Genomic DNA, 15,475 nt, shown 5'->3' with positions numbered 1-15,475 from the left:
GGTGATGAAAGCTTATGGAAAAGAATCGAACACCTGATGTAACATTTTTCATGCCAAACCTGCAAGGCGGTGGTGCTGAAAGGGTCATGGTAAACATCGCCAAAGGTCTAAGTGAACATGCATTAAAGGTCGATTTTGTACTAGCAAAAGCTGAAGGTCCTTACTTGAGAGAGCTGCCAGCCTCTATTAATGTGGTCGATCTTCAATGTAAGAGAACTCGTTATGCGATTTCAGCTTTATCAAGCTACCTAAGGCAAAGAGAGCCTCATGTCTTGATTTCTGCTTTACACCAAGCGAACCTTGTCGCCGCAATGGCAAAAGAAAGAGCATCATCCAATGTAAGACTTGTCGTGACCATCCACAGCCAAATGAGTGAAGAAATGATACACACTCCCGGTTTAGCGGGAAAGTTCATCCCATTATTAGTTAGGGCTTTCTATCCTAAGGCAGACAAAATTATCTGTGTATCAAACGGGGTCGCTCAAGAGCTCATTAACAAATACCATCTGCCAAAAAACAAAGTACAGGTTATTTACAATCCTGTAGTCACTGAAGACATGTTCAAGAAGGCTGAAGAGCCAGTTAACCATCCTTGGTTCCAACCAGGACAACCACCAGTCATTTTAGGAGTTGGCAGGCTGCATCCACAAAAAGATTTCCCAACACTGATCAAGGCTTTTGCTTTGGTTAGGAAGAAAACTGAGGCAAGACTTATGATCTTAGGAGAAGGATCTGAGAGAGCTAAGCTTGAGCAACTTGTTAAGCAGCTTGGCTTACAAAATGACATTTGTATGCCTGGATTTGTAGACAACCCATACAAATACATGAAACACAGTTCAGTTTTCGTACTCTCATCAAGATGGGAAGGATTTGGTAACGTGTTAGCGGAAGCACTTGCATTAGGTTTGCCAGTTGTCTCTACCGATTGCCCGAGTGGACCTGCAGAAATACTTGAGAATGGGAAATGGGGCAGGCTTGTGCCAGTTGGCGCTCCAAAAGCATTAGCTGATGCCATATTGGCGGCGATGAGCGACGAAACAAGCAAAGGTGTGGAAAGAGCTAAAGAGTTCTCACTTGACAAAATTGTTGATCAGTATTGCAAGCTGATACAAACTTTTCTTCAAGCATCATAATGAAGGAATACACTTAGCGTCTTGTATAATTGAAATATGGAGAAACAGCCTATCACAGTTGACATAGTAATACCGACATACAAGAGACCAAAACTACTATGTAGAGCTATTGAAAGTGCAGTGGAACAGACTTACCCTTATATTCTTCAAATTATTGTTACCGATGATGCTTGCGATATAGAGACAAAACAAATCGTAGAAAGTTACATGAACAAGGACTCAAGAATCTGCTACGTATGCAATACTAGATACAAACACGGTCCAGCTGGAAATAAAGACAATGGCATGGACTTTGTGAAGAGCGATTATTTTTTGATCCTAGACGACGACGACTCATTGGTACCGGATGCTGTTGAGCGGCTTGTCTCAATCGCTTCTCAGGGGAATTTTGATTTCGTGTTAGCCAACTGTAGAGATTCTAACGGAAACTACACAGGAAAGCACTGCGGAAAAAGTGAGCTGGTACACTATGAAGATTTCCTATGTGGCAAGTTCGAAGGAGAATATCTCTGGCTCTATCCTTCAAAAGCGATTCCAAAATTAAAGTTTGATGACGCACTTTATGGCGGAGAAGCTATCTCTATATGGGAGGCCATTAAAGGTTCTAAAGTATTTTATTTGCATCTACCACTTAGAAAGTACACTACCCAAGGAGTAAGGGTAAGCAGTGACTATCTCAGTAAATCTCATCTTTGGTTCCCAATATACTTAAGAACTTTAGATAAATTTGGCGACGATCTAGCTACCTATTGTCCTCGAAGACTTTTATATTTCACTTTATTGCTATTTTCTTACGGGAAGCTTTCTGGCCAGATAAAACAAGTTACAAAGTATCCTATAAAGTATCTTAAAAAAACAAAGAACTTTGCATTCATCTTGCCTTACTTTGTGGTACCAGTTCCAAAAGCTATTCTGCTCCAGATGTGGAAAGGACTAAGAGCGATGAGGGCGAAGCGAAAACAACGAAATAGGATCAAATGAAGAGAGTTCTCTTTGTCGCTACGGTCGAAAGCCACCTCTTAAACTTTCACATACCCTTTATGAAACTCTTACAGGGAAAAGACTATGAAGTCCACGTGGCAACAAAGCTTGGAAATAGGCAGCAAGAGTTTGATGACATTGGCGTCATAAAACACAATGTAGATTTCAGTAGGAGCCCTTATTCTCCCAAGGTTTTTAAGTCGCTACAACAAATGGAAAAACTGCTCAAAGAGATACGCTTTTCGCTTGTTCATGTGCATACGCCTGTTGCAGCTTTCATCACCCGTCTTGCCTGTCAGCGAACTAATACGCATCCGGTGCTTTACACAGCCCATGGATTCCACTTCTATAAAGGCGCACCACTAAAGAACTGGCTACTTTATTACAACATGGAGAAGCTTGCTGCACACTGGACTGATGGACTGATAACCATAAATGAAGAAGACTACAAAGCAGCCCAGAAGTTCAAATTACGGAGAAACGGAAAAGTGTTCTTTGTACCTGGTGTAGGAGTAGATATAGCCAACTTAGAACAAAGAGGCGCGAGCATAGACAGGTCTGAAAAAAGGAAGGAGTTAGGCATTTCTGAACTGTCGACCGTTCTTATCACTGTAGCAGAGCTTATTCCACGCAAGAACCACATTCAAGTTCTAAAAGCCTTGTCAAAACTGAACAAAACAAACTTCCACTACCTTGTCGTCGGAAATGGAGAAAGTGAGCAGCAACTAAAGAAGGCTGTAAACGAGCTAATGCTACAAGACAAAGTGTCCTTTTTAGGCTTTCGAAGAGATGTGGCCGAACTTATGGCATCCTCAGATATATTCATACTCACTTCACGTCACGAGGGCCTAACAAGGGCGCTCATGGAAGCCATGGCGGTAGGCTTACCCATAATAGCTACAGACGTGAGAGGAAACAGGGATTTGGTGAAGAGTGGCGAAAATGGTTATCTAGTACCTCTAGATGACGCAGAACAAACTGCCATAGCCATAGAACGTCTCATCAACTCAGGGAACTTACGGCGTTCAATGGGAGAAAAAAGCAAAGAATTGGTCAAGCAGTACGACTTGCAAAACATAATACCTCAGATGGAAGAGATTTACGATCTCTTCCTTAGCCGGTAAAAGGTTTAACGTCTGCATCGGTAAAGGCAAACTGTCTTTGTCACACTGACAATTTCCACTGAATGCTGCCACTAGCTTCCTATTCCACGCTATGCGTTACAATGAATTCGTGGCTTCTAAGTTGAATCTGAGCAAAAAACAATCGGTCGTGGCACTCTCTGTATCTACTATGTGGTCGAAGGTGTTTGGCTTCTTCAGAGAGATGCTCACGGCGTTTTACTTTGGTGCAGGCGTTGTAAAAGATGCCTTCAATGTGAGCCAAGCGATACCCACAAGAATCGGCTCAGCCTTTTTTGGTGCCATAAACAGCTCTCTGCTTCCTTACCTTATTCACCTTAGAAACCAGGAGGGTGAAGAAGCTTTCTGGAAGGCATACTCCAGCATTTACCGATGGCTTGTAACCCTGCTCTTACTCTTTACGGCATTGATGATGATAGTGCCTCAGCCATTTATTGCCATCTTGGCACCAGGGTTTTACAATGACCCTCAGCGGTTGAGTCTAACTGTGTTCTTTATTCGGTTCACTGCACTTATCTTTTTGTTTCAGGTGCTTTCTTCCATGCAAATAACGTTACTGCAAATATTTGAAAACTTCCTTCCTCAAATTGGTATCAACTTATTTGCATCAGCCTCTGGTGTGCTGGTACTTGCTTTAGCGGGTGCACTGCATGGTGCCACACCAACGGCTCTGGCTTTATCGGCTCTTACAACAGGTTTTGCCACTTTTGCAATTGCCTATTACATGTCCTTGCCCTATAGGGCCAACCTTAAGCCTTCTGGCTTATGGAATAGATACGTCTCGGATTACTTAAAGTTTCTGCTACCGATCTTAGCTGGGCAGGTCGTTATTATCTCCTTTACTCTGGTAGACCAGCTCATGGCTTCTTTCCTGCCTGTAGGTAATATCTCAGCTCTAAACTATGCTTCTCTTCTTTACAACTTGCCTATTACTTTGTTTGCCGTGCCTATTACCAGCGTGCTGTACCCAGCCATATCAAGCGCATCAGCAAAAATGGACTGGCCAGAGCAAGCCAGCGCAGTTAGCCGCGGCATACAACTAATCTGGCTCATTGTGCTGCCGTCGGCGGTTGGCCTTGCCTCGCTTGCTTTACCCATTGTAAAACTGGTTTACATGCGTGGAGCATTCGACATAGCAGCTGCTACCCTGACCAGCGGAGCTTTGCTTTTCTACGCTTTAGGGGTTCCGTTCTTGGGCTTGCAAAACCTTCTCGCCATTGTCTTTCTGTCAGAGAAAGACAATATTACTCCACTTAAGAGGAACATCTTCGGCATAGTATTAAACGCTTTTCTGAACTACTTTTTTGGGATAAGACTGCACATGAATGCAGCAGGGTTTGCCATAGGTACTGCTATTTCTTGGACTGTTCTTTGCTTGTGGCTATATATATCATGGGCACGCAGGCACCAAATACAAACTTTGAGGATAGTAAAGGCTCTGTGGAAGAGCACAGCTGCAGCAGTACTAATGCTTCTAGTCATTTTGGTGTGGAAGCTGTATTTGCCCTATGAAGGCTTGAATCTTATTGTGCTAATAGTGGTAGCAGCTCTGGTTTATTTTGCTGGGTTATTGCTGCTAAAAGATGAGAACATGCAAGACCTCTTAGGTATGGCTTTAAAGAAAGTTAAAAAGTATACGAAGACGTAGTAAGTCGCAACTAATAAAAAAGAGCCGACCCGGACATCCTGAGGGTCGGCTCTTTTGCTTTAGGAGCGTGTCCTGGATTACTCCAGCCTAATCTTTACTCCCTTGGATTCGGGAGCTTTCTTGGGGAGTGTGAGTTCAACTACGCCATCGCGGTACTCAGCTTTGGCTTCTTCGGCCTTTACTGTGGTTGGAAGCGCAATGGCACGTTCAAAGGTGCCATACCGCATTTCGCTATAGAACACGCCTTCCTTTTCTTCCTTCTTTTGCTCCTGCAGTTCTCCTTTGAGGTAAACTCTATCTTCTTCAACAGTTATTTCCAGCTTATCTTTGGGTACGCCTGGGACTGCTGCACGAACGTAAACATTGTTTTCATCTTCAGTAACTTCAACTGGTGGTACAAATCTTCTGCCTAAGCCTCTGCGTGCTGGCCTGCTAGGTTCAATACCTGTGCTCCAGAATTCCTCCATCATTCTATCCATCTCATCAATGATGGACCTCATTTCTTCGAAGGGATCAATCCACCTTCTGCTCAGCATGGCCCATCACCTCCTTTAGCATTGTTTTTATGGTTTCCTGTTTCCAGTCTTATATATACCCGATGGGGGTATAGGTTATGCAAAGTGATCATGCATGGGCAAGTAGTATGGAGCTGAGGCCTGAAAACTTTCCCAGTCTTTCCACGTGTTGACATTGAGAAAGACATTTAGATCACCCGTGTATGGCAAAAGTACATGAGGAATAGAGGAGAAGACTTCAGTGAGCTTGTAAAGGTGCTGGTGGTAGCATGCCAAAATGTGCTTGGCCACGCTGCCTTGTACAAGTGAAGGGAACGGCTGCAAGAAGCCATTTATGCTGTAAAAAACGGAGCTTTCATGCTCATAGGCATGCTTCAAAAGTGATAGCGATGCTTCTTTTCGTAGTATAGGCATGTCCACAGCTGTAAACAGGTAGTTTTGGTACTGCAAAGTGGTTAGAGCAGTTAGCACGCCTGCAAGAGGCGTATCGGCTTCAAAAATGTCCAAAATCAAAGGAACTCCCCCTGACTCAAAGGGAACCTTAGAAACCAAATACACGGGTAGGCCCAAAGGGGATAGGTTTTCTTCAACCACCTTAAACAAAGGCTTGCCATTAACCTGCATTAGCGCTTTGGAAACACCCAGCCGCCTACTAACCCCACCACAAAGTATGACCACAGCAGTGCTACTTGACATGTTAAGTACCTTCCTGTGATGGGTAGACCACCACCACAAATTCGCCTTTGTAGGAATCTTTAATGAGCTCATGGGGGTAGCCCACCTGCACTTCTTCGTGCAGCTTGGTTAGTTCCCGAAGAAGAGCCACCTTACGCTGAGGGCAGAGTTCATTTAGCAAGGACAGCAGCTTGCCTACGCGATGTGGACCTTCATAGATGACAAGGCCAATGTTCAACGGCAAGAACTTCTCCAGCTCTCTGCGGCGTTTGCCTTCCTTAAGAGGTAAAAAGCCCAAGAATGCCCAAGGCTCTTCTAGTCCGCTAACAGTTATTGACATGCACAGAGCGGAGGGCCCTGGAACCACAGTGAACGGAATTCCCTGAGCGCTGAGCTCCCTTACCAAATAGGCACCAGGGTCGGAAATGCCAGGCATACCAGCGTCGGTGGTTACAGCAACAGTTTTGCCCTGCTTGTGAAGCTCAATGATGCGTTTAACATCACTCGCGCGTGACGCTTCGCGTAAGTAAATTAGGGGTTTCTTAATCTGTAAATGCGATAGTAGTTTTAGTGCTCTTTCTTTGCTCTCGCACGCTACCACGTCAGCTTCCCCTAAAACCCGAATCGCTCTGAGGGTTATGTCCTCTAAATTCCCCAGTGGGGTACCAACCAAGTAGATCATTTGTCCTGCTCCAGTAAGCTTAAAGCGCTGCCTGCTTTCCATTTTAGGTTGCCACAGTGAGCAATACAGAAACCGTAAAGAGCTCCAACAGATGGTGCATCAAGGACAACAGCAGCGCTAGCTCGCTTGTGTTTACTGGCAGGAAGAAAGCCCTTAAGCGCGTCCAACAGCCCACCTGAAGCTCCAAGCCAAAATCCCTTGGCTCTGAAGGCATTCATGGCTCCAGGATTTCTATCTAAACCGTAGTTGCGTATGTCCACATCATAGAAAAGTTGGCCAAGCAAATAAGACCAAAGAATGGAACCAGAAAGAAACCCCACAATGCATGCAAAGACAATGTGCATGACTAAATTTTACCAAAGAGCCATTGTCTCAGGGGCAATCCCAGTACATCTGCTCTGTTTCTTCTGAGGGAACTACAAGTGCTTTTCTTAGCGGCGTCACTTTTTCATAAGTCCACTGTTTCACTATGCGCATGCTGTGTTTGTACCAAATCTGCACTTCTTTTCTGAGGTTCATACGGGAACCCAAGAATTGAGAAAATATGGAATCCAGTTGAGGAGGGCAAATGTAAGCGACCTCTTTGTAGCGGTTCTTTTCCAGAAATGTCATAAATGGCTGCCAACGCTCACCTTTGCCCACTTTACCTCTGCCATAGGGCGGGTTGAAATAAACCAAATCGCCACTTACACGCAAATTCTCCACATCAGTTTGATACAACATGAAAAAACCATCCAGTGCATTGATCGCTGTGGTCAGCCTTAAAGCCTCAAATAGCAGTGGATTGGATTCCGCTAAATGCAGTAGCGTGGTTTTACCATGAGCAAAAAGTTGAAGTGCCATGATGCCACAGCCAGCACCAAGTTCCACGGCAGTAACAAAACGCCCCTCAATGAGGTGAGGCAACAAAACTGAGTCCATGCTAAACCGGTAGCCCCTGACAGGTTGAGCCACCAAAAGCCCCTTATGAAAGGTGGGTTCAACTGTGAAAGCATCCATATGAGGTAATTATACGTGTGGACACAAGCAAAAAGACATTTCACTGTGATAAAATGTTCACCAGAAAGAAGGCGGTGGCCCTTCGAGGACCGGTGAAATTCCGGTACCGGCGGTAAAAGTCCGCAACCCTTGGCCCGCAACCAGGGTGGAGCTGGTGGAATTCCAGCACCGACGGTTCATAGTCCGGACGGGAGTTGGGCATGCATTGCGGCCCTCCACCGCAAAAAACAAACATTTAAGGAGGGTTTAGAAGAAATGAAACGTTTAACCCGCTTAGCCATTTTTGTGGCGTTGGCTTTCGTGTTTTTTAAGTTGGAAATCCCCTACCCCGTACCAAACTACGAGTTTCTAAAACTGGATTTGGGTGAAGCTTTCCTGCTTTTGGGCACATGGCTATTCCCCTTAGAGGATTCGCTCATGGCACTCACCGTGTGGGCATTTCTGGGCTACTTAACAGGCTCAAACCCTGTTGGTATGCTTTTCAAAGTGGTGTGCATTTTAGCAACGCTGATTCCATACCATTACCTGAAAGGTTCAAAATCGAAGTGGATACTTGTGCCAGCCATTAGAACAGGCGTCATGGTTCTTTTTAACTGGGTTTTTACACCCATGCTGTGGGGGCTCCCCACGCATATGCTTCCAGCTTACATCCTCATTGGCGTAATACCAGTGAACTTGTTACAGGCTTACCTAAACTTGGCTGTGGCAGAAATGTCAGCAAAGTACTTACGGAGTCACATCAAAGATATTGCGACCTAAGTAGGACACCAGTGCCATTCTAAGAAATAAACCGTTCTTTGTGTCAGCAGGTGGGAACGTTCTGTAGATGTTTTTTAGGAGAATAATGAAAACTACTGGTCCAGCTATGCCTAGTTCTGCAAGAAGCTGAAGTAGGATGTTGTGGGCATGGTTGAACGGAAAGAACTGAAACAGAAAAGGATGTGAATAGACCTTTAAAGCCAAAGGGAATGTGGCAAAACCTACGCCACTGAAAGGCCTCATGACAAACATGTCCCAGGCTGCGCGCCAAATATGAAAACGCTGGGTGTAGAAAGCATAAGGTCCTACAAACTCTCTGAGGGTGTAAGGAATTGCATAAACAATAAAGGCCGTTAGGGCAATGAACCAATACAAGTTTACCCCACCGTACAAAAATGCCATGGCGAGTCCAAGAATGGGGCCACGCGACTGGGTAAGAAGCAAGGAAACTAAACTGAACAGCTCGGCCCAGAAAACATGTTGGTTGTAGGCATAAAGGAAAAAGTATGTGAAAAAGGCGGCACTTGTAGTGCTGACAAAAAAGGGTAAAGTGAGTCGAAAGGTGCGCCAGCCGCTAAAATTAACAACACCGCCGTTTTTATAGACAGTCCAAAGAAAACTGATCACCAAAAAAAAGCCTGTTATGAAAGCCAATTTTCTACTGTCAACATGTTCTGGTAACACTGCGATGACAAACACTATAAAGCAGTAAACCAAAGGCACCAGCAGCCAAAACAGTAGAGTACGCCAGGGCGCAAGAGAAAACACCGTGTTGTAACAAGCTACAAAGAGAACGAACAGCAGTTCCCACTTAGTTGGCAGGGCTCTGCGTAGTGTGGTCGTAAAGGTTTGCCACATCCTGCAAGTTAAGGCTACGTGCCAACGCGGCGGCTTCACGCATTATTTGGCCGTTACGCCAAGCTGTGAGCATGACGCGCGTAAGGTGCTCCCGCGGATCTTGCTCGTAAACGAACAAGTCGTAATAGTAGAAACGTTCAGCCGAGCCCATTTGTATGGCTGTTTCACGGTCATGTGCCCAAGCCAAATCATAACAGTAAAACCTTACACTGGTAAAAAAGGAAGACATTGCACCATTTTGGCAAGCCTTCCACACTGGTTCGTTTTGGCCAGTGATGTACAGATAGCGAAGGTTTAGAGCTTCGAATCCCGGATAAGGAACGCTGTTTAGCAAGGTTGAATACTCTCTTGTTACTTCTGCTACGGTCCCACCGTAAACACGCTCCGCCTTAAAAGACGGATAACTTTCCAAAGCCAGGCGATCAATGCTGGAAGCCGCCCAGCTAAAGGGAGCGCCTAATACCATGAAAAATACTACGATAAGCAAAACAATATTCTTAGTTTTCATACCGTTAGTATTCTATACCACCTTAACCAAATCGCGTATGCAGTTGCTATAGAATGTAAGCGATGGTGACAAGTTGGCTTGTCATGCTTAACAAGCTTTTAATGGTTTATAGCATCACCAAATGGAGGTCGATAAAACATGGGAATACAACTGCACGATCAAACATTGAGAGACGGCCACCAGTCTCTGCTCGCTACTAGATTGCGCACAGAAGACATGCTGGACGTTGCTCCTCTCATGGATGAGGTGGGATTCTTCTCTGTGGAAGTGTGGGGTGGAGCAACCTTTGACGCTGCTATGAGGTACCTCAATGAAGACCCCTGGCAAAGACTGCAGGTTCTTCGAGAAAAGTTTAAGAAGACACCCCTGCAAATGCTACTAAGAGGCATGAACTTGGTTGCTTACCGCAACTTTCCTGACGATGTAGTAGAGGAGTTCATCCGTCTGTCACGTAAAAACGGCATTGACAATTTTCGCATTTTTGACGCGCTTAATGACCTGAGAAACTTGGAAGTACCCATTAAAGCTGTGAAAAAATACGGTGGACATGCCCAGGGTGCTCTGTCATACACGGAAAGTCCTGTTCACACAGTAGAGTACTACGTGGAAAACTTTAAGAAGCTAGCGGAAATGGGTTGTGATTCTTTGGTGATTAAGGATATGGCAGGTATTATTTCGCCAAGGCGGGCAAAAGAGATCATTGAGGGCATTAAGGCAGCTGGCATTGATCTACCACTGGAGCTACACTCCCACTGCAGCAGTGGTATGACAGAGATGGCTTACATGGAAGCGATTCATGCAGGCATTGATATTTTAGATACTTGCATGTCACCCTTTGCTAACGGTGTTTCCCAGCCGCCCACGGAATCCATTGTTGCCGCTTTACAAAGCACACAGTGGGACACAGGATATGACCTAAAACTGCTTATGCGTATAAGGGAAAAGCTCATGGTGGTGTGGAACAAATACAGCCACCTACATGAAGAGACGCTGCTTAGGCCTGACCCAGGGGTTTTGGAATACAAAATACCAGGCGGAATGATGAGCAACATGATATCCCAGCTTAGGAACATGAATGCCCTGGATAAACTACCTCAAATACTGCAAGAAGTGCCAGTAGTCTGGAGAGAATTTGGCTACCCACCCTTAGTCACACCCATGAGCCAGATTGTGGGCAGTCAATCGGTGGCAAACATAATAGGTGGAGAACGTTACAAGATTGTACCCAAGGAAACTAAAGATTATCTAAGGGGCATGTACGGAAGACCGCCTGCCCCCATTGATGAAGACGTGCTACAAAAGGTGTTTGGACCGAACTGGAAAGACCAAATCATAACAGTAAGGCCAGCAGACCTGTTGGAGCCTGAGTTAGAACGACGTCGTGAAGAACTCAAGAAGATGGGTTTACTCAAGAAGGAAGAAGATGTGCTCACCTACACCATATTCCCTGATGTGGCATTGAGGTTCTTCAGAGGCGAGATACAACCTGAATTCACATCCAAAGACTTGCCGCTCAAGAAAAAAGTCTTTGAAGTGGACATAGGGGACACCACATACAAAGTAAGACTGAACTAACTTTAGAGCGGGGCCTGCCGACCATGCTGTCACTTGCGGTTATCTGGGTCGGCAGGTTCTTCATTGTATATGAGATCCAAAGGTGAACATCCCAAGGTCTGAGCAATCTTAAAGACGGTATTCACTCCCGCTCCCCTTTTCCCACTCAGGATACGGTACAGATGGCTGGGGTCTACCCCAGCTTCAATGGCCAAGCGGTACAAACTCCAACCCCGTTCTACACACATTTGAATTAGCCTTTTTCTGTTCAGCTTCATAGCCCTTTCCTTACTCCTTTCGCCTTTTTGGCAGAAAACTAACATAACAAAACTTGGTCTACAGGCTATAGGATAGCATACAAATGTATGCCTATACTACTACCATGTTCACAAGAACAGGAGGTGAGTTTAGAAATGGAAGAAGTGAAGAGAACAGTAAGGATTGTGTGGTTGAACAGTGAAGGCAAGAAACGCCTTTGGTCACTGAACAACATCGACCCAACGGCAACGGCTACCAGCATTATGGAGCTAACCAATGCCCTGGGCACACTGACCACCAGAGTAACTACTGGTGTGCAGCTCATGGTAGTAAACAACTTACTACCCTAATTAACCAATGAAAAACGAAAGGAGGAATGATGCACATGGTTACATTGAATCTGAGCTTTAAAACAGACATGGACAAAACCATGGTTCTGAGAATCCCTGATCCAGTAATGGATCTAACAACGCAGCAAATACAAGAAGCTGCTAGCGCCATAGTGGTTACAGGAGTAATCAAGAGCGAAAAATTGGGAAAACCCGTTCAGCTTGTTGATGCAAATTACGTGGAGCGTACCGCAACGGACATGCTGCCTTAATGAGCGGTTCAGAACGTTTTTGGAGGAGGGGGCTTTAGCTCCCTCCTGCTCTTTTCTTTTACTGATGAAACGCAACCAAAGATAGAAAGGAGGAACAACATACAACATGGACATTATTCAAATAGTTGGCAGCTTGGGTTTCCCCATAGCAGTGGCTGCCTACTTTATCGTGGAAATAAACAAAACACTGGCGCAACTGCTACTTGCCATAAAAGATCTTTCACAAGAAATTGCACTACTAAAGGAGGCGGTGAGAACCAATGTGGGAATTGACACCTGATACGAAGATTCTCAGCGAAAGCAAACTTACTTGGCTGGAACTACAAAAAGGGCTAAAAGGCACACCCATGGAAGTACTGGCTCCCACCTTCGTTTGTGCTGAGAAACTAAGCAAGGTAAATGCGCTGCTACTCACCAGCGTGGCAGTGCTGGAAAGTGGTTGGGGCAAGTCAGCACTAAGTAAACGCACAAAGAATTTGTTCGGCTTTCAGGCATATGACAGAAACCCATCAGGAGCGAAGGTGTTTATCAGCTATGAGGAAGGCATTTTCTTTGTAGCAGAGTACATCAGAACCAGGTACGCAACAGCGGGAGGCGCTTACTACAAAGGTGGCACCCTTAAAGCCATGGGAAGCTTGTGGGCAAGTGATCCACAATGGACACAAAAGGTATGCAGCGTGGCTGCCACATTGAGGCGGCGTGCTCAATAACATAATAACAGCAAAAAGAAGAAGGGCCCCTTCCTTAGGAGAAGGTGCCCTTCTTCCTGTGCACATGACAAGCAATATGCTATGGGAACGAAGAGTGGCAGCTCGTTAACAGTTAAGAGCTAAAACTCCACTTTGGGGACATTTTGAGCTTCTTCTTCAGCTTCGAAGTATTCAGCAGGCTTCAAATTCATTGGGCCTGCCAGCAAATTGTAAGGGAACATTTGTATGGTTTGGTTAAACATCATGACGGTATCGTTATAAGCTTGCCTGGCATAGGCAACCTTATTTTCAGTGCTGGTAAGTTCTTCTTGAAGTCGTATAAAATTCTCGTTGGCTTTTAGTTCAGGGTAACTTTCTGCCAGAGCAAAAAGGCGTCCCAAAGCTTGCGTTAATTCGCCCTCAGCCCTGCCCATTTCCCCTGGTGTGTTAGCTGACATGGCCTTGTTTCTGGCAGCGACCACCCTTTCGAAGGTTTCCTTTTCGTGTGACGCGTAACCTTTTACCGTTTCTACCAAGTTAGGTATTAAGTCATGCCTTCTCTGAAGTTGGACCTCAATTTGATGCCAAGCATTCTGTACGCGGTTTTTCAGCTGGATCAAACGGTTATAAATCCAAATGACGATGAGTACTAAGACCAGAACTACAATTGCAATCCACATTGAGCATCACCTCCTTGACGTATAATAACATAAACCATGAAGAAAACATCGTTAATTCAAGTGAGGTTTTCAGTACAATGCCATTACTACACTGACCCCATCGACACCGCTACTGTGAATGATAAAAAGAAGCTAAACAAAAACTGGGGTAAAGCAGGTAGGAACACATGAGTCTTAGAGTACGTTTTTGGATTGTAGCCATTGTCCCATTGCTGCTAGCAGTGTTCCTTATAACATGGCTCTTTTCTACGAACATGTGGAACATTTACCTTCAGGAAAGAGAAACCAAACTACAGGGCGTGCTGAACTTGATGGTAAAGAACTTCGAAGCCGTTGCACCCCAGCAGGACAAAGACTCACTCATAACTAATGCCTTAAGAGGTGATGTCCAACTTCAGGAAGAAGCACGAGTTAGGCTTACCGCTGCCCTGCTACCTTACAATCAGGCACTGCAAAATGCAATGCCCACACTGGGGCTTTCTTACTCAATTTCTTTGCTAGGTGGACCCATTGCTGAAGTGAAAAACCCAGAGGCAGAGGGAAAGACCCGCGTGGAGATTTCTGCCCCCATTTACTGGGCTGGTGAGCAAATTGGTGCTGCCAGGATTTGGGAAACTGCAGATGACCTCAGAGCCAGCTTTACAAAGACGAGAAACACGATACTGGGTGCTGTGGGAGGAATTCTTCTACTGGCTGTGCTACTAGCTTTCCTTGTCATTGAAAGTGTGAACAGGGACATTGTGAATTTGGTGAAGCAGCTGCCCTCTTTGAAGGAAAGTCAGCTCCCAGTAGGCACCTTCAGAGGGGAAATAGGGCTCATTGCAAGCACTGCAAACGAGTTAGCTGCAGAGCTAAAGGAACGAACTCAGGCATTAAATGCAGTTATGGAGAACAGTCCTGTGGGACTGGCACTGGTAAAGAATCATGAGATCATACTGAAAAACCCCATTATGGAAAAACTGCTGCCTGACTTAGAAAATCGCATCTCCACTGACACACCAGATTACTATCATGAGAACATAAGAACAAATGACAAGAACATTTCTCTTACATTTCTTAGAGTGTCTGAGGACGAGCTCATAGTGGTGGCTGAAGATTTGACGGATATTATAAACATGAGAGAAGCTATGGCTCTTCAAGAACGCCTGGCTGCCTTGGGTAGGTTCTCAGCAGGTATTGCTCATGAGATAAGAAACCCGTTAACAGCCATTAGGGGCTTTTCGCAGATGATCCTAAAACAGGGTAGCCCAGAAGATAAAGCATATGCAGAAAAAATATTAAGAGAACAAGAACGTGTAGAAAAACTTGTAAGAGACATGCTGGTTTACGCTAGACCCAGAACAGCTGAGAAGAAACCCATAAACCTTTATGAGTTCGCCACACAACATTTCGGAGAGAACCCACAGATTACGCTGGACATACCAAAAAACCTTGTATGGAACTTGGATGAGGAGTACTTGCTGCAAATAGTGAGCAATCTGGTGGGCAACGCATTTGACGCTGGAGCCACACAGGTGTGGGTGGAAGCAAGAAGAGAAGGACAAAACTTGGTTTTGAGAGTGGCCAATAACGGCACTCCCATACCTCAAGAAGATTTGGGAAAGATTTTTGAACCCTTCTACACCACAAAGAGCACAGGCACAGGTTTGGGACTGGCTATTGTGAGAAGCGCAGCAGAGATACAAGGTGGTAGCATTTCAGTGAAGCAATCGAGTGGAAAAACGGTTTTTGAAATCATCTTCCCAAACGGTTCTGGCACCACAGGTAACTATTAAGGGGCAGTGACGGCGGGA

The 15,475-nt window shown here is 45.2% G+C and carries 21 protein-coding genes and 1 riboswitch; of the genes, 12 read left to right on the top strand and 9 right to left on the bottom strand.

What is annotated here, in order from left to right; genetic code table 11:
- The first annotated feature begins 14 nt into the window (after nucleotides 1–14).
- The 4 genes from COPRO5265_RS01975 (at nucleotide 15) to murJ (ending at nucleotide 4,904) form a co-directional block, all read left to right on the top strand.
- Entirely contained in the window at nucleotides 15–1,133 is a 1,119-nt protein-coding gene (locus COPRO5265_RS01975) for a glycosyltransferase (protein WP_012543929.1), read from the top strand.
- Nucleotides 1,134–1,169: 36 nt separating this feature from the next.
- Nucleotides 1,170–2,114, top strand: a complete 945-nt coding sequence (locus COPRO5265_RS01970; RefSeq protein ID WP_012543880.1) for a glycosyltransferase family 2 protein — start codon at nucleotides 1,170–1,172, stop codon at nucleotides 2,112–2,114.
- Between the two features lie 59 nt (nucleotides 2,115–2,173).
- Complete coding sequence (locus COPRO5265_RS01965) at nucleotides 2,174–3,238, top strand: glycosyltransferase family 4 protein (protein ID WP_236608237.1); 1,065 nt, start codon at nucleotides 2,174–2,176, stop codon at nucleotides 3,236–3,238.
- A gap of 109 nt (nucleotides 3,239–3,347) precedes the next feature.
- Nucleotides 3,348–4,904, top strand: a complete 1,557-nt coding sequence (gene murJ, locus COPRO5265_RS01960) for a murein biosynthesis integral membrane protein MurJ (RefSeq protein WP_236608236.1) — start codon at nucleotides 3,348–3,350, stop codon at nucleotides 4,902–4,904.
- A gap of 77 nt (nucleotides 4,905–4,981) precedes the next feature.
- Here the strand turns inward: murJ and COPRO5265_RS01955 are convergent, their stop codons facing one another.
- The 5 genes from COPRO5265_RS01955 to COPRO5265_RS01935 form a co-directional block, all read right to left on the bottom strand.
- Complete coding sequence (locus tag COPRO5265_RS01955; RefSeq protein ID WP_012544831.1) at nucleotides 4,982–5,440, bottom strand: Hsp20/alpha crystallin family protein; 459 nt, start codon at nucleotides 5,438–5,440, stop codon at nucleotides 4,982–4,984.
- 75 nt (nucleotides 5,441–5,515) lie between these two features.
- A complete protein-coding gene (mobA, locus tag COPRO5265_RS01950; protein WP_041735583.1) occupies nucleotides 5,516–6,115 on the bottom strand; it encodes a molybdenum cofactor guanylyltransferase in 600 nt (199 codons plus the stop codon).
- Between the two features lies 1 nt (nucleotide 6,116).
- Entirely contained in the window at nucleotides 6,117–6,818 is a 702-nt protein-coding gene (gene rsmI / locus COPRO5265_RS01945) for a 16S rRNA (cytidine(1402)-2'-O)-methyltransferase (protein ID WP_236608235.1), read from the bottom strand.
- The gene (locus COPRO5265_RS07330; protein ID WP_012544471.1) at nucleotides 6,773–7,120 is read right to left on the bottom strand and encodes a glycerol-3-phosphate acyltransferase; all 348 of its coding nucleotides are present in this window, start codon (nucleotides 7,118–7,120) and stop codon (nucleotides 6,773–6,775) included. Before COPRO5265_RS07330 ends, rsmI begins: the two co-directional genes overlap by 46 nt.
- A gap of 28 nt (nucleotides 7,121–7,148) precedes the next feature.
- Complete coding sequence (locus COPRO5265_RS01935; RefSeq protein ID WP_107763781.1) at nucleotides 7,149–7,775, bottom strand: methyltransferase; 627 nt, start codon at nucleotides 7,773–7,775, stop codon at nucleotides 7,149–7,151.
- A 74-nt stretch (nucleotides 7,776–7,849) separates the two neighbouring features.
- Nucleotides 7,850–7,978, top strand: a riboswitch (FMN riboswitch).
- Between the two features lie 52 nt (nucleotides 7,979–8,030).
- On the opposite strand from COPRO5265_RS01935, the gene COPRO5265_RS01930 reads away from it, so the two are divergent.
- Nucleotides 8,031–8,534: an ECF transporter S component gene (locus tag COPRO5265_RS01930; protein WP_012544710.1), complete on the top strand. Its 504-nt coding sequence runs from the start codon at nucleotides 8,031–8,033 to the stop codon at nucleotides 8,532–8,534.
- On the opposite strand, the gene COPRO5265_RS01925 is transcribed toward COPRO5265_RS01930, so the two are convergent.
- Complete coding sequence (locus COPRO5265_RS01925) at nucleotides 8,502–9,392, bottom strand: O-antigen ligase family protein (protein WP_012543911.1); 891 nt, start codon at nucleotides 9,390–9,392, stop codon at nucleotides 8,502–8,504. The two genes, COPRO5265_RS01930 and COPRO5265_RS01925, sit on opposite strands and share 33 nt — an antisense overlap.
- A complete protein-coding gene (locus COPRO5265_RS01920) occupies nucleotides 9,346–9,900 on the bottom strand; it encodes a hypothetical protein (RefSeq protein WP_012543564.1) in 555 nt (184 codons plus the stop codon). The genes COPRO5265_RS01925 and COPRO5265_RS01920 overlap by 47 nt, the downstream gene beginning before the upstream one ends.
- 138 nt (nucleotides 9,901–10,038) lie before the next feature.
- Here COPRO5265_RS01920 and COPRO5265_RS01915 point away from each other — a divergent pair, with 138 nt between their 5' ends.
- Entirely contained in the window at nucleotides 10,039–11,475 is a 1,437-nt protein-coding gene (locus COPRO5265_RS01915; protein WP_012544511.1) for a pyruvate carboxylase subunit B, read from the top strand.
- A gap of 29 nt (nucleotides 11,476–11,504) precedes the next feature.
- On the opposite strand, the gene COPRO5265_RS01910 is transcribed toward COPRO5265_RS01915, so the two are convergent.
- Nucleotides 11,505–11,732: a helix-turn-helix domain-containing protein gene (locus COPRO5265_RS01910; RefSeq protein WP_041735580.1), complete on the bottom strand. Its 228-nt coding sequence runs from the start codon at nucleotides 11,730–11,732 to the stop codon at nucleotides 11,505–11,507.
- Between the two features lie 135 nt (nucleotides 11,733–11,867).
- On the opposite strand from COPRO5265_RS01910, the gene COPRO5265_RS01905 reads away from it, so the two are divergent.
- The 4 genes from COPRO5265_RS01905 (at nucleotide 11,868) to COPRO5265_RS01895 (ending at nucleotide 13,023) form a co-directional block, all read left to right on the top strand.
- A complete protein-coding gene (locus COPRO5265_RS01905; protein WP_041735579.1) occupies nucleotides 11,868–12,062 on the top strand; it encodes a DUF1659 domain-containing protein in 195 nt (64 codons plus the stop codon).
- A gap of 35 nt (nucleotides 12,063–12,097) precedes the next feature.
- The gene (locus tag COPRO5265_RS01900) at nucleotides 12,098–12,313 is read left to right on the top strand and encodes a DUF2922 domain-containing protein (protein WP_012543815.1); all 216 of its coding nucleotides are present in this window, start codon (nucleotides 12,098–12,100) and stop codon (nucleotides 12,311–12,313) included.
- Nucleotides 12,314–12,419: 106 nt separating this feature from the next.
- The gene (locus COPRO5265_RS07465) at nucleotides 12,420–12,593 is read left to right on the top strand and encodes a YvrJ family protein (RefSeq protein WP_012544653.1); all 174 of its coding nucleotides are present in this window, start codon (nucleotides 12,420–12,422) and stop codon (nucleotides 12,591–12,593) included.
- Nucleotides 12,574–13,023 carry a glucosaminidase domain-containing protein gene (locus tag COPRO5265_RS01895; RefSeq protein ID WP_012544573.1) on the top strand — a complete coding sequence of 150 codons (450 nt, stop codon included), beginning with the start codon at nucleotides 12,574–12,576 and terminating at the stop codon, nucleotides 13,021–13,023. The genes COPRO5265_RS07465 and COPRO5265_RS01895 overlap by 20 nt, the downstream gene beginning before the upstream one ends.
- A gap of 119 nt (nucleotides 13,024–13,142) precedes the next feature.
- On the opposite strand, the gene COPRO5265_RS01890 is transcribed toward COPRO5265_RS01895, so the two are convergent.
- Nucleotides 13,143–13,682, bottom strand: a complete 540-nt coding sequence (locus COPRO5265_RS01890) for a LemA family protein (RefSeq protein ID WP_012544091.1) — start codon at nucleotides 13,680–13,682, stop codon at nucleotides 13,143–13,145.
- 36 nt (nucleotides 13,683–13,718) lie between these two features.
- On the opposite strand from COPRO5265_RS01890, the gene COPRO5265_RS07635 reads away from it, so the two are divergent.
- Nucleotides 13,719–13,853: a hypothetical protein gene (locus tag COPRO5265_RS07635; RefSeq protein ID WP_269077301.1), complete on the top strand. Its 135-nt coding sequence runs from the start codon at nucleotides 13,719–13,721 to the stop codon at nucleotides 13,851–13,853.
- Nucleotides 13,850–15,457 (top strand): two-component system sensor histidine kinase NtrB, encoded by a 1,608-nt coding sequence (locus tag COPRO5265_RS01885; protein WP_012544734.1) that lies wholly within the window; start codon nucleotides 13,850–13,852, stop codon nucleotides 15,455–15,457. Before COPRO5265_RS07635 ends, COPRO5265_RS01885 begins: the two co-directional genes overlap by 4 nt.
- The last annotated feature ends 18 nt before the right edge of the window (nucleotides 15,458–15,475 follow it).

The sequence above is a fragment of the Coprothermobacter proteolyticus DSM 5265 genome (assembly GCF_000020945.1).
Taxonomy (GTDB): Bacteria; Coprothermobacterota; Coprothermobacteria; order Coprothermobacterales; family Coprothermobacteraceae; genus Coprothermobacter; species Coprothermobacter proteolyticus.
Note: the sequence above shows the minus strand (reverse complement) of the source record. Positions and strands in the feature narration are given on the sequence as shown.